Annotated in this window: 15 protein-coding genes; 4 read left to right on the top strand and 11 right to left on the bottom strand. The window is 57.1% G+C overall.

Annotated elements, in window-relative coordinates:
* Positions 1–63: 63 nt before the first annotated feature.
* Positions 64–1,641, top strand: a complete 1,578-nt coding sequence (locus MHN28_RS18460) for a DUF5928 domain-containing protein (RefSeq protein WP_239344049.1) — start codon at positions 64–66, stop codon at positions 1,639–1,641.
* 34 nt (positions 1,642–1,675) lie between these two features.
* Here MHN28_RS18460 and MHN28_RS18455 read toward each other — a convergent pair whose 3' ends face one another.
* The gene (locus MHN28_RS18455; RefSeq protein ID WP_370645753.1) at positions 1,676–3,172 is read right to left on the bottom strand and encodes an aldehyde dehydrogenase family protein; all 1,497 of its coding nucleotides are present in this window, start codon (positions 3,170–3,172) and stop codon (positions 1,676–1,678) included.
* Positions 3,173–3,190: 18 nt separating this feature from the next.
* Positions 3,191–4,297: a saccharopine dehydrogenase family protein gene (locus MHN28_RS18450; protein WP_239344047.1), complete on the bottom strand. Its 1,107-nt coding sequence runs from the start codon at positions 4,295–4,297 to the stop codon at positions 3,191–3,193.
* 422 nt (positions 4,298–4,719) lie between these two features.
* On the opposite strand from MHN28_RS18450, the gene MHN28_RS18445 reads away from it, so the two are divergent.
* Complete coding sequence (locus tag MHN28_RS18445; RefSeq protein WP_239344046.1) at positions 4,720–8,361, top strand: flavoprotein; 3,642 nt, start codon at positions 4,720–4,722, stop codon at positions 8,359–8,361.
* Here MHN28_RS18445 and MHN28_RS18440 read toward each other — a convergent pair.
* The 9 genes from MHN28_RS18440 to MHN28_RS18400 form a co-directional block, all read right to left on the bottom strand.
* Entirely contained in the window at positions 8,340–9,515 is a 1,176-nt protein-coding gene (locus tag MHN28_RS18440; RefSeq protein ID WP_239344045.1) for a hypothetical protein, read from the bottom strand. The genes MHN28_RS18445 and MHN28_RS18440 overlap by 22 nt on opposite strands.
* A complete protein-coding gene (locus MHN28_RS18435; protein ID WP_239344044.1) occupies positions 9,516–12,794 on the bottom strand; it encodes an adenylate/guanylate cyclase domain-containing protein in 3,279 nt (1,092 codons plus the stop codon).
* 132 nt (positions 12,795–12,926) lie between these two features.
* Entirely contained in the window at positions 12,927–14,636 is a 1,710-nt protein-coding gene (locus MHN28_RS18430) for an ABC transporter ATP-binding protein (RefSeq protein ID WP_239344043.1), read from the bottom strand.
* Between the two features lie 4 nt (positions 14,637–14,640).
* The gene (locus MHN28_RS18425) at positions 14,641–15,591 is read right to left on the bottom strand and encodes an ABC transporter permease (protein ID WP_239344042.1); all 951 of its coding nucleotides are present in this window, start codon (positions 15,589–15,591) and stop codon (positions 14,641–14,643) included.
* A complete protein-coding gene (locus MHN28_RS18420; RefSeq protein ID WP_239344041.1) occupies positions 15,588–16,565 on the bottom strand; it encodes an ABC transporter permease in 978 nt (325 codons plus the stop codon). Before MHN28_RS18420 ends, MHN28_RS18425 begins: the two co-directional genes overlap by 4 nt.
* Positions 16,566–16,737: 172 nt before the next feature.
* Entirely contained in the window at positions 16,738–18,303 is a 1,566-nt protein-coding gene (locus MHN28_RS18415) for an ABC transporter substrate-binding protein (RefSeq protein WP_239344040.1), read from the bottom strand.
* Positions 18,304–18,475: 172 nt separating this feature from the next.
* A complete protein-coding gene (locus MHN28_RS18410; protein WP_239344039.1) occupies positions 18,476–20,056 on the bottom strand; it encodes an ABC transporter substrate-binding protein in 1,581 nt (526 codons plus the stop codon).
* A 184-nt stretch (positions 20,057–20,240) separates the two neighbouring features.
* Complete coding sequence (locus tag MHN28_RS18405) at positions 20,241–21,212, bottom strand: alpha/beta hydrolase (protein ID WP_239344038.1); 972 nt, start codon at positions 21,210–21,212, stop codon at positions 20,241–20,243.
* A gap of 155 nt (positions 21,213–21,367) precedes the next feature.
* Positions 21,368–22,285, bottom strand: coding sequence for a LysR family transcriptional regulator (locus tag MHN28_RS18400; RefSeq protein WP_239344037.1), 918 nt, complete (start codon positions 22,283–22,285; stop codon positions 21,368–21,370).
* 107 nt (positions 22,286–22,392) lie between these two features.
* Between MHN28_RS18400 and MHN28_RS18395 the strand changes: the two genes are divergently transcribed.
* On the top strand, positions 22,393–22,695 hold the full coding sequence (locus tag MHN28_RS18395) for a DUF1330 domain-containing protein (protein WP_239344036.1): 303 nt from the start codon (positions 22,393–22,395) through the stop codon (positions 22,693–22,695).
* 45 nt (positions 22,696–22,740) lie between these two features.
* Positions 22,741–23,091 carry an antibiotic biosynthesis monooxygenase gene (locus tag MHN28_RS18390; protein WP_239344035.1) on the top strand — a complete coding sequence of 117 codons (351 nt, stop codon included), beginning with the start codon at positions 22,741–22,743 and terminating at the stop codon, positions 23,089–23,091.
* Positions 23,092–23,411: the final 320 nt, after the last annotated feature.

Raw genomic sequence — 23,411 nt, 5'->3', positions numbered from 1 at the left:
TTCAATCGTTCATCCTCAGTATCACGGTTGGAAACAGGCAGAAACGGAAAACAATGGGCTGAAATGGCGAGGATTGCCTACATATTGCTGTGTCATAAAGACCCGGATGCGATCATTGCGCAGGCGGAACAACTGACCGCCGCCGGGGATTGCATGGCAATTCACTTTGACGCACGGGCCAGCGCGGTTGCTTACACGCGGATTCGTGAGGCATTGAAGGACAACCCCAACGTCACGTTTGCAACCAAGCGTATCAAATGTGGTTGGGGTGAGTGGTCGCTGGTTCAGGCCACGCTGTATGCCGTGATGGCAGCCGTGGATGCATTTCCCCGCGCTACCCATTTCTATATGGTGTCCGGGGATTGCATGCCGATCAAATCGGCTGAGTATATCCATCGCTTTCTCGAGGAAAACGACAAGGACTTTGTCGAAAGCCACGATTTTCTGGTGAGCAACTGGATCAAGACCGGAATGGTCGAGGACCGGCTGATCTATCGGCACTATTTCAACGAACGTACCCAAAGCCGACTGTTCTATTCCTCGTACAATCTGCAGAAACGATTTGGCCTGACGCGTGAGATTCCGGCGGATGTTCAGGTCATGATCGGCAGTCAGTGGTGGTTGTTGCGCCGCAGGACCATTGAAATGATCCTGGACTTCCTGCAGCAGCGCCCGGATGTGACCCGTTTTTTCTCGACCACCTGGATTCCGGACGAAACCTTTTTTCAGACCCTGGTCCGTCACCTGATCCCGAAGAACGAAATTGAAAACCGAACGCCCACTTTCCTGATGTTCTCGGATTATGGCATGCCGGTGACCTTCTATAATGATCACTACGACATGCTGCTCGCTCAGGACTACCTGTTTGCGCGCAAGATCAGTCCCGAAGCGCATGAGTTGAAGGATCGGCTGGGCCAGATGTACGCAAGCGAGGACGGCACGTTTCATATCTCAAATGAAGGGCGCAACCTTTATGGGTTTTTGACCGGGCGCGGTCGTGTCGGGCGACGCCACACCCAGCGGTTCTGGGAGGCAAGCAATTCTCTGGGTGCAGAGCGTGACGTGTATCTGGTCGTGTGCAAAAAATGGCACGTGGCAAAGCGTCTGGTCGACCAGATCGTCTCGGAAACAGATATCCCCTGCGTGGAATACCTGTTCAATGAAGAAGATACTACCCTGCCTGATCTGGGCGGAATCGAAACGTCCCTGGCCAAGCGCTCGCGTCACCGGCGCGCTGTGGTGCGCATGCTGTTTGACAGTTTCGAATCCGACAAATTGATTTTTTGCGTAGACCCTTCCAGCCTCGATATCATTCAGGATTTTTGCTCGGTTCAGGCCCGCACCCATGTTCTGGAAATCGAGTGCGAGTATTCCGACGACTATCTGATCGGTCACGCCCGTCGCGTGGGGTTGGCCGGTGACAGCAGCCCAAGAGAGACCGTAGCCCGTCTTGTCCCGGCGCTGCGCAATTCTCTGGTCCATGAATCCGAACTGATCCGCGAAGCGGAATTCGACGGATATCTGCGTATCCGGGAATCCAACTTGCGGGCAGAAAACGAAGCGGCGATTGCCGAGTTTCTTGGGGTGTCACAGGACAAGGCGCAAGCAGTCATGCGCCTTGATTACCTGTTTGCGGACTGATCCGGCGGCGCATCAGCACCGCCGGACCATTGACTCAGATGTCGAACTTGACGCCCTGCGCCAAGGGCAGTTCGGCAGAGTAATTCACCGTATTCGTCTGGCGACGCATATAGGCCTTCCAAGCATCCGATCCGCTTTCGCGACCACCGCCGGTTTCCTTTTCGCCACCGAATGCGCCACCGATCTCGGCACCTGAAGGCCCGATATTGACGTTGGCGATTCCGCAATCCGATCCGGCTGCGGTCAGGAACTGTTCGGCCTCGCGCATGTTCAGGGTGAACACGCAGGAAGACAGACCCTGCGGCACGTCATTCTGCAGCTCAAGGGCGTCGTCGAAACGGTCGTAGCCCATGACGTAGAGGATCGGCGCAAAAGTCTCGGTCTTCACAACATCCGGCTGGCCGGGCATCTCAACAATGGCGGGTTCCATATAGACGCCTGCAGGTACGCCATCGGTCACACGATCGCCACCGAACACGGTGCCACCCTCGGCCTTCGCGGCCTCCAACGCGGCGATCATTGCCGCGCCAGACGCCTCATCCACCAGCGGGCCGACCAAAGTATCGTCGGCCAGCGGGTTGCCGATGGGCAGACCTGCGTAGGCCTTTTTCAGTCGGCTCACCAGTTCTTCGCGGATCGAATTGTGCACGATCAGGCGGCGCAGCGTGGTACAACGCTGCCCGGCAGTACCAACGGCCGAAAATACGATGGCGCGGACGGCCATTTCCAGATCGGCCGACGGGCCAACGATCATCGCGTTGTTGCCGCCCAGCTCCAGAATGCACTTGCCGAAGCGTTGCGCCACAATGGGCGCGACAGCACGGCCCATGCGGGTGGACCCGGTGGCCGAAATCACCGGAACGTCTTCGCTTGCAACCAGCGCTTCGCCCAGCGCGGCACCGCCGATCAGCGTTTGCAGCAGACCCTCGGGTGCGTCGCCGAACCGGGCCAATGCGCGTTCAAAAATCTTTTGGCAGGCCATTGCGGTCAGCGGAGTTTTCTCGGACGGTTTCCAGATCACCGGATCACCGCAAACCAGCGCCAGCGCTGCGTTCCAAGACCAGACCGCGACGGGGAAGTTAAAGGCCGAGATCACGCCAACTGGACCTGCAGGATGCCAGGTTTCCATCATCCGGTGGCCGGGGCGTTCGGATGCGATGGTCAGACCGTAAAGCTGCCGCGACAAACCAACGGCAAAGTCGCAGATGTCGATCATCTCCTGCACTTCGCCCAAACCTTCGGACGTGATCTTACCCGCCTCCCAACTGACCAGAGCACCCAGATCGTCTTTGGCCGCGCGCAGTTCCTCACCCAACAAGCGGATCAATTCGCCCCGACGCGGGGCCGGGACAACGCGCCATGCCTTAAACGCGGCCTTTGCGTTGGCGAAAATGGCATCCATCTCTGACACAGGTGTCTCGTGGACCTCTGCCAACAGACTGCCGTCAATCGGAGAAGTCACCTTGAGCGTTCCGCCCGTCAGTTCGGCCTCTGTCAGGTCCAGATTTGCAAGTGTGGTTTGCGCATTCATCACGATGTCTTTCATAGCTCAGGCCGCCTTGTTCTGTTCGGTTACATCACCGGCGCGATAGAGCCGGCCAAATTCAGTGTTGAGGAAATCGGCAAGCTTCACCTGCTCTTGCCGGACAAACCCTTTGGAAGGCAGCGCACCTGTCCGCATCAGATCGACGACGCCCAAAACGCCTGCGGCAGTTGTGACCTGAATGGCGCTCCAGACCTGTCCGTTGATTGTGCGGGCAAAGCTCTTGTTGATCAGGGATTTCTCGCGCAGCGTTCCGTCGATCATGCCTTTGGCTGTGCAATAGACCAGAACCACATCCTGATCCGTACGGGGCAGCGCGGTTTCAAAAATGTCCTTCAGCAGATCGCGGCGGTGTTCCAGCCCCAGATCCTTGAGCAGCAGTTTCAGGATGTCGCAATGACCCGGATACCGGATCGAGCGGTAGGACACCGCCCGCGCCCTACCATCCAGCGTTTCCGGCAGCGTGCCCAGCCCGCCCGAGGTATTGAAGCATTCATACTCCACACCGTCATGACCCAGCAGTTCGTAATCTTCCAACGGCGCGGTCTTGACGCGCTCACCGTTTACAATGGCATCACAGGGATTGCAGTATTCGTTGATCAACCCATCGGTTGACCAGGTCAGATTGTATTTCAACGCATTGGTCGGATAGAGCGGCAGCGCGCCCACCCGCATATGCAGACTGTCCAGTTCATCGAACTCTGCCGCCAGCGAAGCGCCAGCGATACCGACAAAGCCCGGAGCCAGCCCGCATTGCGGCATGAACGCCGTATCACTGTCTTTCGCCAGTTCGCGTACGGCGTTGGTGGCCGCAACATCCTCGGTCAGGTCAAAGTAATGCGCACCTGCAGTCTTGGCCGCCTTGGCGATGTTTGGCGTCAGAAAGAACGGGGCCGCCGAAATGACAGCATCAAAACCAGTAAGCCCCTCGGCCAGCTTAGTGTCGTCATCCACATCGATTTGACGGGTCGAAACCCCCTGCTTATTCAATGCTGACAGCGCAGCCAAATCCCGATCGGCCACTGTGACCGAATAGTTGGACGATGATTGCAGCAGGGTGGCGATCATCTGACCGATCTTGCCTGCTCCGATGACACAAATATTCCAGCTCAAACCGCGCCTCCTCTTTCGGGTTATTTAAAGTATGAGGCCGCATCTGTTCGAAATGCAGGGGTAATCTTGACGAAACAGCGGGAGAGGTTGTCATTTTAACGACGTATTCGACATTTTGCCAAACTTGCGCACGAAACGTCGCATTTGACAAATCGACGAGACACCCGACCAACCCTTGGTTGCAACTCAGTTGGCCACATCAACAACGCCAGTGATTTTTATATTCAAATATTATACGGTGCAGTGAATTGGGCCGTATTGTTCGCACAAATACCTACAGACAATCGGCCCGCCCAACGCATGAATTCACGTCGGGCCGGTCTAGTTATTCTGATTGACCGGTGGGCGCCTGACACCAGAAACAAGTTTCAGCGTTGGTTCTTTGACGACTTTCACGGCGAAGCTCAGAGGGGGGACAAGGCGTGCCTAAAGATCCAATTGAAAGCTCAATTCCATTCGATCCAACCCAGGAAGACCTGAAACTGATAAACGAAGTGCTACCCTCAGAGGACCCTTCGACAATCAGGCCATATTTCGAGTTTTTTGAAGTCCCCGCAGAAACGATACTGCCGTCGCAGGGCATGTTTGTGGTTCTCGGCGGGGTTGTCCAGTTGCGGCAGGGCCAATCTGTTCTGGCGACGGCAGATACCGGTGACTATTTCTACGAAGAACATCTGGAAATCTCTGACATTCCCGTCAGCCTCGAAGCGCTTGCAACGCCCGGAACCCGACTGGCTTACCTGTCGAGAAGTCGGTGGTCGGAGATCCCGAAAAAGATCAGAGCAGCTTGTTACGACACGCTGTTCGGCGATCTGGTCAGTGTCCACCTGCAAAACTTTCAACAACCGATCAATTGCTGCAGCGTGACTGCGGCGGCGCTCAGCATGTCGGCGCTTGGCTTCAGTTGCGAGGTCAACGACATCTTCCGCGAATGCGGTTTGCCGACCTCGTTTGTAGTCAATGACGGGATTTCGCTGGGTGAGCTTTTTGATGTCGCCTGCACCTTCATCCACTCGCAGGGCCTGCGCGATGTCGTTCAGGTGCAGGCCTATTTCATGGACGAGACTACGACCTCAGTTGATCTGCTGCTTGAGGCAATCGACGAATCCAACCGGCTGGGAGGGGACAACGACATCCTCGTCGCAAATTTCCAGGTTGGCGTGGCGCATGGCAAAGACAACATGCCAGGCGGCCATTTTGCGATCATCGCAAAGTGCAATCCCAGCACGGGTCTGGTGCATATGATGGATGTCCACCCTGAGAAATACGGCAAGCTGTGGGTCACCACCATCGATCGCCTGTGGGCCGGGATGTCCGATCGCGACGGAACCTCGATGCGGTCGCGGGGCATCCTGCGGTTCTCGGCGCGGGAGGCGGTCAAAACCCACCTGCAAACGCTGCAACAAGACTGCAACTATGTCGACAGCACGCTCTATCTGGCCAAGGACCCCAAAAAGCGGCGCAATCTGTTCCGGCGTGCCAGCCCAAATATGAACTCGATGGGCGTTCTTGCCGAAAGCCTTGCCATTCTTGGCGATGACAACGTCGACGAAGACAAGTTGCTGATGGCGACGCAGGTCGATCTGACCGATGCACTCAGTCGCGTCTCCACAGCCAGGGAAATGCACGCGATGGCCCAGCGGTACCTCATCCAGGAACCGGACGTCGATCTGGGCAGCGCTTTCCGCAGCTTTGACGAGCGTCCTGACAAAAGTATCCAAGCGCCCGAAGACTGGTTTCGCAATCAGTTGCACAGCCTGAATGAACATGACGACCGCCACCTGATGATCAACATCGACTTCAACAAGGTTCTGGGGTCCAAAGTCATTCGCCCCCCGGCGTATGCGTATCGGGAAACGGCCCTGCTTGAGGAATTCTGGTGCCTTTGCATCGCCTATGACGACGAAACTGAACTGGTGACCGTCGTGGACATGAGCCCGGCAACCTCGCAGGTCTGGCAGGCGCCGCGCAGCCATATCTTCCGCGGTCTCCGCGACCTGAAAGATCCGGCGCTGCTGGTGATCGAAGAACAGGAACCACCCGAAGACCCCAGCGACGTGGTCCGCATCACCAAAAAACATCCCCTCGTGTTGTTCTATGCGGATGAAGACCCGTGGTCCTACATGCTGCGCAGTATTCTCGCCAATATTGGCATTACCGATATCAAGTTGATCGATGTCGAAGGGCACGGGGCCAATGTCATGAAAATGCGGCGGCAACTTATCTCGATGACCGGTAAAGAATCCGTCCCTTATCTGTTTTTCCAGGGCGAGTGCCTGGGCAGGAGACAAGACATCGTCGACAGGATCCTGAAAGGTCAGTTTCAAAAGGACGTAAAAGAGGCCGGACTGCCGGTCTTGCTGCGCCACGAGTCCCCCAGCCTGGACAAGAACATCTTCGGCTATCCCAAAGGCGGGCTGACCGATGCGCCCTGCGAAAAGCGCAATGTCCTTCTGTGCGCCTGCGGGTCTTCTGCCGCAGATAAGGTGCCCCAACTGGTGAAGAAGATCACCGCCGCCGGCCATAACGTAAAACTCATCCCGTCCGTTTCGGCCGAGAAGTTCTTTCGCGATATCGAGATTGAAAAGGGCGTCGAGATCGAGAGGGGATACGAGCCCGAGAAGGTCGAGGATTACATCTCGCACAACGACTATTACCGCGACGATGACGAATGGAACTTCCGCTATACCCAGTTCGGAATGCCGCTGCGTGCCTCGCATCTTGCCCTGTGTGACTGGGCCGATTGCGTGATCGTGGCGCCGGTGACCTGCAACACGATGGGCAAGATCGCCAACGGTATCGCCGATAACCTGCTGACCTCGGTCTTTGTCGCCTGGCAGTACCGGAACAAACCCGCGATCCTCTGCCCGGCGTGCAACACAAACATGTGGAACAACGTCACCACCCAGAGGAATGTTGAAAAGTTGCGGGACCTTGGCGTTGACCTTGTGGGTCCGCGCAAGGGGCGGCTGTCAAACGGCATGATGGGGATCGGTATGATGGCGACCCCGGATCAGATCATGGACGTTCTGGACGAAGCGTTCGAGGAACTGGCCGACCAGGAACACAATATCTGCAAATGGGCGCAAGAGGCCGCCGCGTCGGACGAGTTCGCACAATGGAGCCGCGTGTTCGACGCCATTGATAACGGAATGGCCGGGATCGACATCGTGGATGACCAGAACGGCGACACTCTGCTGCACTACGCGGCTGGCGGTGAAGGCGAGGTGCATGAGAACGGTAAAAACCATGGAAAGCCCGATCTGGCGGCCGCAAATGAGCTGATAAAACGCGGTATCAACGTCAACGCCACCAATGATCACGGCTTTACCAGCCTGCATGTGGCGGTGATGAACAACTCGGTCGACATGGTCAAAGCCCTGCTGGGCGCGGATGGGATCGACGCAAGCGCATGCATCCACTTCCTGCAGAACCCCCAAAACGCCAAGGACGTCAGAGAAGCCGATGTTTCGGAAGAGATACTGACCATGTTGGAAGACTGGGCCAACACGCACACATTGACCGAACTGGAGGAAGAGGATGAAGCCTGTCTGGTCGAAGACCGCGAACGAACCTATCTCTACTTCACCTACGGCTCGCTGAAAAAAGGCTTCCCAAACCATGAGGCCCATGTCGAATTTCTGGACGACTTTGTGGGTGAAGCCGTGACCCGGCAGCGCATGCCCCTGATCGTCCCGCATGAGCCGTTTTGCGACAATCCGAACTGTGGCTACCTGCACCGGATGGCAACGCTGGTCGACCAGAAAGGGCGCGGCAAACCGATCCGTGGAGAGGTGTATCGGGTGAATTCGTCGGGGTTGAAAGAGCTGGACAAGCTGGAAGGCTATCATGGTCCCGGATCGCCTGAGAACGTCTATGTCCGCAAGCGGATCAATGTGATGATCAATGGCGTAAAAAAACCCGCCTATGCCTATGTGATCGCGCATCCCACCAAATACCTGGATCAATGGGAACAGGGCACCTCTGGGATTGTCGCGGAATACACGCTGGACATGGCAAAAGGCACACCCAAGCCCGGATTTCAGCCGCCTGCCTCGTCGTGACGCTGTATCACAACCTCATCCTCGGGTTCTTCCTTGAGGCTGAGGTTGTAGGCCGTGATGATTACCATGCACAAAAGGACAAAAGGCCAGAACGCGGCCTTGGGGATAAGGTTGTCCTTGTAGTGGATGAACCACAAGGACGGCACGGCCTCGGCGGCAAAGAAATATGTATTCACCGACACGGCCAGCAGCAGGAAGTACATCAGGAAAAAGAACGACTCCATGTAGATCACCGGTGATCCGGCAAACCCCTCGCGCAGCTGTACGTGCGCCAACAGGATCACGAAGAACAGGACCGAGCAGGTTCCGATGACGGTCGAGGTGCTGAAATCGTGCCGTTCCACCAGATTGGGTCGGCGCGTGACGGTCATGACGGCCCCGAACAGCAGCATAGTCACCACGATCAATGGAATCATGTGGACGATGAAAGCATTCGCAAAGTTCCGCTTGATGACAAAGTTATAGTGCAGCTCGGGCAAGTTGGTCTGGTACTCGTTCTGACCGATGCCCAGCGTGGTATCCAGATCGGACAAGCGATAGTCGAAATAGGTGTTTTCACGGTCCCATGTGCCCATGACGATGCGGTTGTCGATGCCAAAAATGTCATCGGGCCCAGTGGCCGGATAGGCCGAAAAGTCCGGTATTAGAGCCACATCAATCTCAAACTGACCCGGCCAGAACCGAACCCAGACGGTTTTGTGATCGAACGGGTAGCTGGTGTAATCAAAAGACTGACGCAGGGTCTGTTCAAAGTACCAGCCGATTAGCTCTGATCCACCCTGATTTATGCGATAAGCCTCTTTGATCAGGCCATTCGCGGCGTCTGCGGCTTCCGGCAGGATGAACCCGACTTCGCCTTCGGCTGGTTTGATTGAATCGTGCACACCCTCCTCGTAATGCTGCCATATATAGCCGCTGATGTGGACGTCGCTGGCCCCGGTAAAGCTAAAGGATTTTATGAAGATACCCGTTCTGATCTGATGCTCCGGCATACGCGGAAGGTCCTGCAGGTAGGCATCGACCGACGCCTGATCCGGCAATTGCGTCGGGTCCTCTTCGAAATGGTTCAGGTCACTCCAGAGCTTGATCAAAAGAATGGCCAGACCCAGTGTGATGGCACCCGATATCAACCAGACTTTCTTTTCGATGCTCATTCAGCCCCTCGCCTGCCAGTCCAGCCGCCCGACCAGCGACTGCGTGATGCCCAGGTCCTGAAACCGGGCGCTCAACTCCTCGAACCCCTCATGCGCCGCCAAAGGAATGCCCCAGGCCCCGCATTCGGCCAGCGTTCGAGCCTGTTGGACGGACAGTTTGACCATCGGAAGGGGCTCATCCGCGGTAAACGCCGCCAGCGCATCTGCATAACGCGAGGCTTCATCCCATTCCTGCCGCGCCAGCATGACGGCGCTGGCATCTGTATAGAAATGCAAGTGGCTGTGGCCAACGCAGCCTTCTGCGATGATCTGCTCGCCAAGCTTGAGATGTTGAGCTTGTGCCTCCGCGTCCTCTTCGGCCAGCGCCAACGCGGACAACGCTTTTGGCCCAACAAAATTCCGGCCGTGTTCAAGGGCAATATCGACGGCTCGCCTTCCGGTTTCACGGGCCTGCTCCATTTGCCCCGCATAAACCTGTGTACGGGCAAGATGCTCCAGCGCTTGCGCCTCGAGCCGTTTCGCACCAACGCGGTTTGCAATCTCAGCGGAAAGGGTAAAGGCATCCAGCGCCTGATCCAGCTCTCCCAAAAAGGTGTGCGCAACGCCCAGACAGGTCTGCGCCACGCATTCCGGAACAAAGGCAAAGTACTTCTGCGACACCTCAATGGCCTCCTGCGCATCCAGCTTGCCCTGCGCCACATCACCGGTGTAGCTGCGCGCCACGCTCAGATTGTGCAAATTCGCAGCCAGATCGCGAACCAAACCCTTTTCCCGTGCCCGCTCGACTGCTTGCGTGTAGAACCCTGTCGCCGTCTGCATCGTGGCATTCATGAAATTGGCATCGCCGAACCCACTCAACGCGCCGACCTCAAGGCGTGCCGATTCCAGCTTTCTCGCCAGTGTTAGAGCCTTTTCATTGCTCTCAAGCGCTTTCTGTACCTGCCCCAACGGGAAGTACACATTGCCGCGCACATAGTTGATCTGTGCGATGTCTCGGTCAGATCCGCAACGTTCGGCGGCAGCCTCGGCGATGTCGAGGCTTTCCAGGGCTTCTTGGTACAGGCTGGCCTGCCGCGCGGCCTGCGCCAGACCGATCTGCACCCGGCAGACTTGCTCATCCGTATCCGCCAGTTCAGCGGCTTCCTTGAATTCGCGCAACGCATCGTCCGACAGGCCCTGCAACCTGTGTGTTTCACCTCGGGCGCAGAGCAGATCGAAACGCACGCCAGCGGGCGCGGGCAGTTCCAATGCCCGTTCGATCAGTGGACTCGCATCGTCAAATTGGAAGGCCAGGATCAATTTGTCAGCAGCCTCCAGATAGGCTTGGGCCGCGTTCGTCGCGCCTGCACGGTCCAAATGTTGCGCACGTAAGGTCGCGTCGCGGTCTTCGAACCATTTCGCTGCCTGACGATGCAGTCGCGCACGTTCAGATTTCACCAGAGTTGCATATGACCCATCGCGGATCAGTGCGTGGGCAAACATCAGATCGGCCTCAGCCTCGCGGATCAGGGCCGACCGGATCAGCGTCGAGGTGTCCAGATGCCCTTCACCCAAAAGGAAATTCAGCACCTCGGGCGAGAACCTCTGCCCAAGCACGGACGCGGCCTGAATAGACGTCCGACTGGCCCGATCCAATGAATCCAAACGGGACTGCACAATGCCCTGAATGCTGCCCGGAACTGATTCCTGTTTCAGCACGTCGATATTGCGCAGCAACTGCTCCAGAAACAACGGATTGCCCCCGGCGCGTTTCACGCAGGTATCCAGCAACTCGGGATCGATTCCGGTGAATTCCTCGACCAGCTTACGGGCCTGTTCATCGCCCATCGGGGCCAGTTCCAGTTTGGAAATCAGCGCCCCATCCGTTGCCGATTGCCATTCGCGGTTGATCGGGTCGCCTTCCACCCGGCTGGTCATCATCAGAACACAAGGCAGATCACGCGTCATCGCCGCGATATGCGCGCAGGACGTCAGGATCTCGGGTGCAGCCCAGTGGATGTCTTCGATCTGGATCAGCAGCGGGGTCTCTTCACTGCGCGCAGCGATCAGCTCGTCGAGGGCTTGACGCCGCCCCCGCAGGCGGGTTGCATTGTCCATCACCGCATAGACCTCAGCCACGCCGGGATCTTGTTCCAGTTCCAGCAACGCTTTAAGGTGAGCCGCGTTGGCTGGCGATACCCAACCCTTGCTGATCGCATCATCTGCTGCAGCCGCGCTCATTGAGGGGTCATCCGACGATTCCAGTCCCAGGATACTGCGCGTCACGGATTGGATGGCCGAGTGCCCCTCGCGTGCGCCGAAATCCATAACAACTCCATTGTGGATGGAGTAAGACAGGCTGTCGGCCAGCTCGGCAACTTGTTCGGACAAGTGGGTCTTGCCGATGCCGGGTTCGCCCAAAACGATGTGGACTTCGCCCTTACCATGCCGCTGGCACCGGTCGAAGGTAGCCGAAAACAAGGACAGCTCGCGTTCGCGGCCCACAAAGCGATGTCGGCGCGACCGGATGTTTCGCGCCATACGGTCCAGCCGCCATAGCTCGACCGGGTCGCTGAGACCTTTGATTTCCTTTTCGCCCATGGACTCGCCGACAAAAAGCGGCCCTAACGCACGCTGAATGTCATGGGAAACCAAGGTTTGCCCGGGCACTGCCATATCGGTAATGCGCGAGGCCAGATTCACGCCATCACCTGTCACGGTATATTCGGTATGCGCCTGACTGCCCGTCGTGCTGGCGATAACTTGCCCCGAGGCAATCCCGATATGGCAGGACAGCGGAGGGCTCAGGCTGGGCAATACTGCGTGGATCTCCAGCGCTGCCCGTGCGGCCCTCTCGGTATCATTTGTATGCGAAATGGGCGCGCCAAAAACGGCCATGACGGCATCGCCTATGTGCTTGTCGATCCGGCCGCCGTATTTCTCGACCACGTGGTCCACCTTGGTGAAGAAGGCGTTGAGCAGAGCGTGCATGTCCTCGGCATCCAACTCGCTGGTCAAACGAGTGAACCCGGTCAGGTCAGCAAACATGACCGTCACCTGCCGCCGGGCAGGCTCCAGCGGTGCGTCCGGTTCATAGGGTTGAACGGTTTCAACCGTCTCAAGCTCGGCAATCGCGCGCAGCAACCTCCGGCGGTCGCCGACGGCAGTTACTCCGATTTCGGTCAGATCTTCACCCGTCAGGTCGGGTAAAATTGCGAAATCAATTTTGTTATCCAAAAAGGCTTGCGCGTAGTCAGATAGTCCAAGTGCGCTTAGCCAGTCCCTAAGGTCCTGAGACATTTCGCCCCTCTGAAGTCCCCAACTCCAGAAACAGACCTAGCACAGCAGACCCTCATGAGTCTGCAAAGTTTGAATATTTTAATGTTTATGCACACCCAATTGCCCAAGTGGCGGGCAATTGGGCTTACAAGCTCAGGCCTCGGCCTCCAATCCGTCGGTCGACAGATCGTCCAGTTTCGGCATCAGCCGCAGCAGTTCCGCCGCATATTCGGTTTGCGGGTTGGCAAACAGCGCGTTGGTCTCCTGCAACTCGACAACCTTGCCTTGCTTCATCACGGCCACCCGATCGCACATCTGGCGCACCACCGGCAGGTCGTGACTGATGAACAGCAAGGTCAGGCCCAGATGCTCCTGCAGGTCCTTCAGGATGTTCAGGATTTGCGCCTGAATGGAAACGTCCAGCGCACTGGTCGGTTCGTCACAGATCAGGAACCGCGGCTGCGTGGCCAGTGCGCGGGCAATAGAAATCCGCTGCCTTTGGCCGCCCGAGAACTCGTGCGGGTATTTCATACCTGCCTCGTACCCCAGACCGACCTGATCCAGCAATTCGTCAACGCGGCGCTTGATATCAGCCCCGTCCATCAGTTTGTGATGGCGGATCGGCTCGGCCACGATGTCGTCCACCCGCATACGCGGGTTCAGCGACGAATACGGGTCCTGGAAGATCATCTGGATGTTCTTGCGATACGCATCCAGTGCGGCCTTGTTTGTCAGATCGCTGACCACCTGCCCCTGGAACGAGATCGTACCGCCATCCACGGGGTACAGCCCTGCGATCATCCGCGCGACGGTCGACTTGCCCGAGCCGGACTCGCCTACAACACCAAATACTTCACCTGCGCGGATGTCGAAGCTCACTTCGTCAACGGCGGTGAAATAGGTGCGATCCCACGGCAGAAGACCTTTGCGTTGCAGGAATTTCTTGGTCAGGTTGCGGATTTCGAACACCGGTTTACTGGCGTCATTGTCCACCTTGGGCCAATGGCGCGCCATGTCTTCGATCGCGAACCGGGTCTCACGCCCGCCATAGCTGATCTGCGGAAAGCGGTGCAGTTTCAGCGTCGGGCGCGGAACTGCGGCGATCAGCGACTTTGTATACTCGTGGCTAGGCTGGCCCATGACCTGCGAAGTCGGGCCGGTTTCGACCACCTTGCCCGCGTACATGACCGTCACCTTGTCAGTGGTATCCGCGATCACGCCCATGTCGTGGGTGATCAGGATAACGCCGACCTGACGTTCCTGCGCCAGTTCCTTGATCAGGTCCAGAATCTGCGCTTGAACCGACACGTCCAGCGCCGTGGTCGGTTCGTCCGCGATGATCACATCCGGCTCGGTGCACAAGGCCAGCGCAATCACAACGCGCTGCCGCATCCCGCCCGAGAACTGGTGCGGGTACTGATCCAGCCGCGTGTCCGGATCAGGAATACCAACCCGGTCGATCAGATCACGAGCACGTTGGTTTGCTTCGGCATCGGTTCCGCCCAGATGGGCCTGAATCGTCTCAACCAATTGCTCGCGCACCGTGAATAACGGGTTCAGCGAGGTGAGCGGGTCTTGAAAGATCATCGAGATCTTCTTGCCGCGCAAGCCGCGCATCGCGTCGGCGTCCAGACCACTGATCTGGTCGCCGCTCAGCCTGATGGTGCCGCTGGCAATCCGGCCGGGCCGGTCCAGCAAACCCATGATGGCCGCACCGATGGTGGATTTACCTGCCCCGGATTCACCTACAAGACCGTGGATTTCACCCGGTTCAACGGACAGGTCCACGTGGTCCACAGCCGTGAACAATTGGCGGCGCGTCGGAAATTCGACCGTCAGGTCGTTGATTGTCAGAAGGCTCATGAAATCACCGCAGCTTGGGGTTCAGCGCGTCGCGCAGCCAGTCGCCCAGCAAGTTGACTGAAAGGGCCAGCGCCAGAAGGGTGCAGGCCGGGAAGAACAGGATCCACCACTCACCCGAGAACAGGAAGCCCTGCCCGATGCGGATTAAAGTACCCAATGATGGTTGCGTCGGAGGCGCACCCACACCCAGAAAGCTGAGCGTCGCCTCGGCAATAATCGCCAGTGCCAGCGAGATCGTGGCGATCACCAGAACCGGGCTGAGAACGTTGGGCAGGATGTGACGGAACATGATCGGGAAGGACCCCCGCCCGATCAGGCGCGCGGCCTGAACGTATTCCTTGTTCTTTTCCACCAGCGCAGCACCACGCACGACCCGGGCGAACTGCACCCAATCGGACAGCGCGATTGCAATGATCAGGACATAGATCGCCATCTCGTTCCGGTATTCCGGGGGTGTCACACCCTTGGCGATACCAAAGATCAGCATCGCCACCAGAATGGCCGGGAAGGTCAGCTGCACATCCGCAATCCGCATGATCAGCGTCTCGATCCAGCCACCGAAATAGGCGGCGATCAGACCCAGAACCACGCCGATGATCATCGCCAGAAGCACGGCGGATACGCCCACGAACAACGAGATGCGCATGCCATACAGGATGGTCGAAAACACATCGCGCCCCTGATCGTCCGTACCCAGCAGGAAGGTCTCTTGCGTAAAGGCGTTGGGCGTTCCCGGAGGGGTAAAGCCGTTCATCAGGTTCAGCGACCCGGGGTCGAACGGGTTGTACGGCGCCAGAACGGGGGCGAAAATCGCCGCCAGAACAAGGATCAGCACCACCAGTGAGGCGATCATGGCAACCGGCGAATGCCGGAAGGACCAGGCAAAGTCGCTGTCCCAGAATTTGGCAAAGCGCGACTTGGCGGGGGCTTTGGGGGTTTCGATAGTATCGGTCATGTGGCCCTCGCGTCGACACGCAGGCGCGGGTCAATGGCATAGTAGAGAAGATCCACGATCAGGTTGATCGTGACGAACATGACCGAAATCAGCATCAGATAAGCGGCCATGACGGGGATATCGACGAACTGGATCGCGTTGATGAACAGCAGTCCGACGCCCGGCCACTGGAACACCGTCTCGGTGATAATGGCAAAGGCGATGATCGAACCCAGTTGCAATCCGGTGATGGTGATCACGGGAACCAGAGTGTTCTTCAGCGCGTGTCGGAAGTTGATTACCCGATCCGATAACCCGCGGGCGCGGGCGAACCGAACATAATCGGCGCGCAGGACTTCAAGCATTTCCGACCGGACCAGCCGCATGATCAGCGTCATTTGATAAAGGCCCAGCGTAATCGCGGGCAGGATCAGGGCCTTGAGGCCCGAGGCCGTCAGAAAGCCGGTGGACCAGCCGCCAATCATAACGGTTTCGCCCCTCCCGAAGCTGGGTAAGAGGTCTAACTCAACCGAGAATATGTAGATTAGTAATATCCCGATCAGGAAGGTGGGCAGGGATACCCCGATCAGGGATACGGTCATGATGACATTCGCAGCGATCCCCTGTCGTCGGATAGCCGTGAACACGCCCAGCGCGATGCCCATGGTGATGGCCAGAAAACCCGAGACAAAGGCCAGTTCCAGCGTGGCCGGCGCGCGTTCGGCGATAATGGTCGAGACCGGTCGTCCCTGACGGTAAGACACGCCAAAATTACCTTGCACGGCACCTTTCAGGAACTTGTAGTACTGAACCGGAAACGGCTGATCCAACCCCAGCTCAGTGCGCAGCCGGTCGATATCAGCTTGCGTGCGTTCCTGACCCAGCATGTTGTCGATCGGATCGCCAACAAACCGGAACATAGAAAATGCGACCAGACCCACGACCAATAGTACGATCACGGATTGGAACATTCTTCGGACGATATATGCGAACATTCACTTTCCCCATTGATCCGCTTCTCTATGCACGGGTTGACCAGATGGTCAAGGTATCGCTAACGGATGCTATCATAGCGATCCTTTTTCCTTGTGTTGTCGGTTGTACACAGTGTGCGGCGCAGATTGGCGCTGCCGAACCGGTCGGCGCCAATCCTATGTTAAGGCGACTTCAGTTCACCGTCACCCAACGCAGCAAAAAGAAGTTGTCGGGGCGCTGTGTCAGCTCGATGTTGCTGCGTGTGCCCCAAACCAGAGGCTGCACGTACATGGGCACATAGACCTGCTCGTCCTGAATGATCTGCGCAACCTCATCCAGCATGGTCTGACGCTTGGTCTGGTCCAATTCGGACTGGATTGCGGGCAGCAATTCGTCCACGCGCGCATTCGAGAAGCCACCGAAGTTCCAGCTGCCCAGCTTTTTCTCTTCGTTCGGAGTTGCAACGAGGAATCGAATGGGGTGCTCGGCATCAAAGGTACCCGGGCTCCAACCCAGCAGGTACATGTCATAGTTATCCTCGCGCAGCTCGGGCCAGTAGTTGCGCACGGGCATCGCTTCCAGCTCCGCCGTGATCCCGATCTGGGCCAGCATGCTGACGACAGCCTGACAGACAGCTTCGTCATTCAGATAGCGGTCGTTGGGACACTTCAGCCCGAACGAAAACCCGTCTGCATATCCGGCCTCAGCCAACAGAGCCTTGGCAGCCTCGACATCAAAGGCGGGGCGTTCGGCATTGGCCTCGGAATAGCCGCTCATTGCGGGGCTGACGAGCTGGGACGCGGCTTCGGCATTGCCGCGCATGATCGTGGCCAGAATGGCATCGACATTCACGGCCTGCGCCACCGCCTTGCGGACGCGCGGGTCGCGGAAGGGGTTCGGCTTGCCTTCATCGTCGGTGTATTTCAACGTCTCGGCCTGATGGTCAAAGCCCAGCATGATCACGCGTGCTTCGATTCCCTGAATGACCTCGACATCGCCGTTTTCCTGCAGGCGCGCCACGTCCTGAATCGGCACCGGGTTGATCATGTCCACATCACCAGACAGCAACGCCGCGACAGCCGTTGCCGGGTTCTGAATCGGGTTAAATTCGGCGCGGGTTATGTTGTGCTCGACATCACCCCACCAGCCTTCATGCGGTTCCAGCACGGTTTTCAAACCCGGCTCACGCGCCGTAACTTTGAACGCGCCGGTACCGTTGGCGTTTATCGTCGCGTAATTGCCTGCCTCTTTGTCCGGCACAACAGCGTCATTCGCCTCGGTCCAGCCCTGATCCATGATCATCCAGTTGGCAATAGACGACGGGAACAGTGGGTTCGGTGCGGTCGTCATGATATCGACGGTATAATCGTCGACCACGATGACTTCGCTGACCGGCGCAAACCAGCTACGGGTATCTGCGGCCTCACCCGAGGCGCGCTGATAACTGAACAGGACATCCTGCGCATCAAAGGTGCCGCCATCGTGAAAGGTCACGCCTTCGCGCAGCTTGAACCGCCATCCTTCGCCCTCACCAATCGGCTCCCAGCTGACTGCCAAAGCAGGTTGGACGCTCATGTCCTTGTCGCGGCGAACCAGACCTTCGTAGACATTGTTGAGGAACCCCAAAACCGGAGCCGAGTTGACCGCGTGCGGGTCCATAGTTTGCGGGTCGGTGGTCGAGGCCCATTTGAATTCTGCGGCGTGTGCGGTGGCGGCAACCAGCATCGCCAAGCCAATGGCGCTGTTCCTGAGGATCATGGTGAAATCTCCCTGTTTATTGCCTGAGTGTTCTAGGTTTTTGGCACAGGCGCAAGGAAATCTCAGGCAGCAACCGTCAACGCCGGTTTTAGCCTTACGGATTGAGGAATAGCCACCCAAAACAAAGCAGGGCGCGAAAACCGCGCCCTGCCAAATCACAATCGTGATTGCTTTAGTTCATAGTGAAGTATTTGATCTTCGGCGAATCTTCCGGCTCGACCACGGTGCCGACATTCGACTTCATACCCCAGTTCAGAACCTGGTGGTGGATCGGGATGTAAAGCTGCTCATCCTGAACAACCTGCCAGATTTCCGCGATCTGCTTGTCACGCTCGGGCAGGTTGGTTTCGGAGGCCAGCCCCTGGATTTTCGCGTCCAGGTCCGGGTTGCTGTAACGCGTGCCGTTCCACGAGCCGTACTTCTCACCCTTGGTGTGCGCCAGGAAGTTGAAGATGTATTCCGAGTCATATGTCGGAACACCCCAACCCAGCATGTAGAAGTCGGTTTCCAGGTTGTTGATCAGCGGGAAGTGCTGCGCCTTGGGTTTGGCATCAAGGTTCACCGTCACACCGATTTGCGCCAGCATGCCGACCGCCGCCTGACAGATCGCTTCATCGTTGATGTAGCGGTCGTTCGGGCAGTTCAGCGTCAGCGAGAAGCCATCGGGATAACCCGCTTCGGCCATCAATGCCTTTGCCTTTTCGATGTCTGTGGAGGACGAGCTGTCCATCGCTTCGTCCCAGCCATTCACAAACGGCGGAGCGATCATGCCTGCAGGCTCGGACTGGCCACGCATAACGACCTGCTTGATCGCATCGCGGTTGATCGCCATCGACATCGCCTGACGCACACGGACGTCGGACAGAGGGTTCTTGCCGTCGACGTTGTCCGAGGTCAGATCCGCATCACCCATGTTCATGCCGAAGAAGATGACGCGGTTCTGCGGTGCAGTTCGCACATCCAGACCATCGGTACCGGCAACGCGCTCAAGGTCTTGCACCGGAACGTCCTGGATAAAGTCCACCTCACCCGACAGCAGGGCCGCGACGCGGGTCGCTGCGTTCTGGATCGGCGTGTAGACGATCTCGGTCACTTGCATCGGGAACTCGCCAGCGCCCCAATAGTTCTCGTTTGCTGCCAGAACCGTTTTCACATCCGGCTCGCGGCTGACCAGCTTGTAGGGGCCGGTGCCGTTGGCGTTCTTGGCCGCGAAAGTGTCTTCGCCGCCTTCATAGTCCTGCACCTTGACGGCGTTGTTTGCCTCGGCCCAGCCCTTGTCCATCATGAACATGTTGGTCAGGTTGTTCGGCATGATCGGGTTGGGACCATCGGTTTCGATCTCGACGGTGTATTTGTCCGTCGCACGCACCTCTTTCACCGAAGCCAGCAGTTCCTTGTAATCGGAATCCGGTGTCATCGCGCGGTTCAGCGAGAACACGACGTCTTCGCTGTCGAATTCGGCACCGTCATGGAAGGTAACGCCTTCGCGCAACTTGAACACCCAGATATTCGGGTTTTCTTCGGAAGGTGCCCATTCGGTGGCCAGCGACGGCACCAGAGCACCGGAATGGTCGCGCATGACAAGCGTTTCCATGATCTGGTGGGCCAACGCCGAGGTCGGGCCTTCGTTCTGTGCGTGCGGATCAAGCGTCAGCGAGTCCCCGGCACGTGCCCAACGCAGCGTTTCAGCCGATGCGCCTGCCGCCATCAATGCAGTCGCACTGGCAGCAATCATCAGGTTTCTAAGGATCATTATAATCTCCCCGTTTTTAGTTAGCACCGTTTCGTAGAACGGCAGACCGTTTCAACGGTCTTGGTGGTGCTGATCATCCAGATCATTTTGGCAGTTGCAACACCAGATTGTGAACTAACCGAAAATCCGATCAAATTTGACAGACCGTAAGCCCATGCGGACAAGCTTTTGGGTAATCCCGCCGTCAGCCCAAAATGACCGAACGTTGATGCGGATCATCCGGAAACACCCGCCCGGATTGCACACACTGAAAGATGTGTCGGAACACCAGCCCGGCTTCACCTCCGGGTGACTTTGGACCGAAATATTTGTGTCCGGTTGGCGTGTCATACAGGGTGTTCACGTCGTCACAATCCACCTGGAACACATTGTGTGGTGTTCGGTCGATGTTTTCCGGCCCGGTGTGGCCCAGACGGCGCGAAGCGATCTTGTTTTTGAGGTTTGCGGCCTTGCTGGCCCGCAGGGCCAGATCGTCGGATGCAAAGTACACGACCACATTGCGCGAAGCGTGGCTGATCAGAACGCCGGGCTCCTGTTCATGCACGCTTTCATTGACCACATCGGCCGCGACCATGAAGGTGTTGCGAAACAACAGCGGTACACCTGAGGCCAGGTCATATCTGTCCCATTCGATCAGCGTCTGTCGCAGCACCCTGTTGCCCATTGAATGTGCCAGCAGATTGATCCGCTTCAGGCAGGGCGCCGTTTCGGGCTCGTTATCCTCGCTATTGCGCCATTCCAGAAACCGTTCCAACACACGGGCAAATGAAAACCCGCTCTGATCTGCGGATTTTTGATCGTCCCAGTATTTCTGCACGATCCCCTGCTTGTTGTCGCTGGGCCAGATTAGCGGCAAAACCAGAACTTCGTCTGGCTTGGTCTGATCGCACAGGCGCTGAAGTTCGGCCGTCGTTTCGAACACGTCGTCTGGCAGGTTGTTGAAACCGTGAAGATAAAGAAGGACCTGACGGCACTGACTGTCACGCACGCGCCGCAGCAACTCCTTGCTGGTGATTTCGGTGTGATGTTCTGCCTCGCCCTTTTCGCAGTAAAAGACCGAGTTTGACGGCGCATTGTTATCAAGGTCAAAGGTAAAACGGCGCCCCTTGCGGGTGCGGATACTTTGGGTCGGGAATCTGTTTGTAATAAATAACATCGGAAGAACTCTCCTATTCCGCTGGGCGCAAGCCTAGCATGCCAACTGCACGTGTTGTGATGCGCTCACAGCAGTGTTGGCGTTCAACGCAACGTCAGGTGTTCCTGCGCCCCCCCCCTTAACAACAGCTTCGATCAGATGAATTTGGCGCTTTCCTACTGAGACACTTTTTCGATCCATGCGGGACTCCGCCCGATCCGTTCGAGCAAAAAGTCCATGAATATTCGCACCTTAGCGGAAAGCACGTTGGCTTGTGGATAGATCAGCCAAAGCGCGGTGTCCGCCACGCACTCATATTCTGGCAGCACGCGAACAAGGTCTCCGGAAGATAACTCCTTGTGGATGCTCCACAGCGAATTTGGCGAGATCCCGGCTCCGGCAAGAGTTGCTATTTTGTGGCTATGACCATCATCGATTACCAAATTGCAGCGCCCCGCATTTGGATTGAACTCTGCGAAGGTGCCATCGGTTTTGACCATCCGAAGTGTTGCATCGTTTCCAAAAGCCACCAACCTGTGCTGGCCAAGCTCTTCCGGCGATTTGGGATGCCCGTGGTTCTTTAGATATTCCGGGGATGCACAGAGAACGCGCGTGTCATCCGCGAGTTTTCGACCACGAAGCGTTGAATCCTCAAGTGCTGCATTTCGCAGGGCCAAATCAAAGCTTCCGTCGATAAGGTCAAATTGCTTGTCTGAAAGCCGCAGGTCCAAGCTGAGTTCAGGGTGAACTTCTATGAAGTCTGGCAGTATCGGCGCGATGTATAACTGCGCAAATGTGCTTGGTGCAGTAAATCGCAGCGTTCCGGAGACCTGCGCACGCCCTTGTCCAAGCGCGGCGCGGGCTGCATCTTCACGCGCTACGATGTCTCTTGCGTACGGCAGAAATTCCAACCCCTCCGTTGAGAGAGCAACTTTCCGCGTCGAACGGTGGAGCAGATCTGCACCAATGCGCTTCTCCAACTTGTTCATCCAGGCGCTGGCGACAGAGGGGGCCAGGCCAAGCTCGCGCCCTGCCGCGCTGATGTTCAGCTTATCGGCAGCGAGAACGAACAGACGAAGTGTATCGGTTTCCATATTATATCCAATTTCGGAATTCTAATTCCATATTTGGACCCGTTTATTCTGTAATTGCAACAGATGATATATGCCGCACACAAATGCCAACGACAGGAGAATTCTTCATGGCTTTTTACTCCGTTCTCGCCGTCACACCTTCCAGCGAAGATTGGATTCCGGACTATTTGCCGACAGCCAACCAACTGGTGGCAAAGCACGGCGGAAAATACCTGGCACGCACCGCGTCACACGAGCAGGTCGAAGGCACCGATCACCCCGCCGCGCTGCGCATCATCCTGGAATGGCCGTCGAAAGAAGCAGCCATGAACTTCATGAATGACCCTGAATACACACCACATCTGGAAGCTCGAACCGCTGGTTCAGAAAGCTACCACTTCGTGATCGAAGGCAAAGACGACCTGGCGTGATCGTCATCAGGCCATCGAAACCATCACCTAAAGAAGGAAAAAGCGGTGTTTGAAAACCTTGGTTGGATCGTTGAAGCTCAAGTCAAAGAAGGTCGGCAGAACGACTTCAAGGGGGTCGTTGAAGAAATCGTCGCCGCCACGCGGGCCGAAGGCGGTACACTGAACTACCAGTACTATATAGCAGATGACGGTTCAGTACTTGTGTACGAGCGTTTCGCAAATATTGAGTCAGCGCACACGCACATTACCAACTGGGACAACTTTGCAGAGCGTTGGCTGGATGCCGCCCCGTCGACGCGCATGGTCTATTTGGGCGACATTCCCCGGGAAATCCAAGATCGCCATTCGGCAATCAGCCCGAAAGTTTACAAACCTTACAACGGTTTCGCGCGCTGATAGCCCGAGCCTGGCTCGGCGCTCAGGGGAATGGCGGCATACCACTCAGCTGGAACTGCAAAACAGGGCGAGCGATGCGCCAACTGCGCATCGCTCGGCCAACTCAGATCCGCCAAGTCCGTTCGGTTTCGATTACTGTTTCACACCGCTCGTCGGAATGGATGGGCCCCGCTGCTCTGTTCGTTATGGGTTGTTGTTTAGTTTACGGCAGCGTTTATGGGTGTTGTTATGAGCGATGGAGTGATTTGGCTGATTGTTCTGCCCCATCGTGTGACGGGGTTTTCGGCGATGAAGATGATGTCGTTGTTGCGCAGTTCGAA

The organism is Ruegeria sp. Ofav3-42 (assembly GCF_022347725.1).
Lineage (GTDB): Bacteria > Pseudomonadota > Alphaproteobacteria > Rhodobacterales > Rhodobacteraceae > Ruegeria.
The sequence above is the reverse complement of the archived record's forward strand: the minus strand, read 5'-3'. Positions and strand labels throughout refer to the sequence as shown.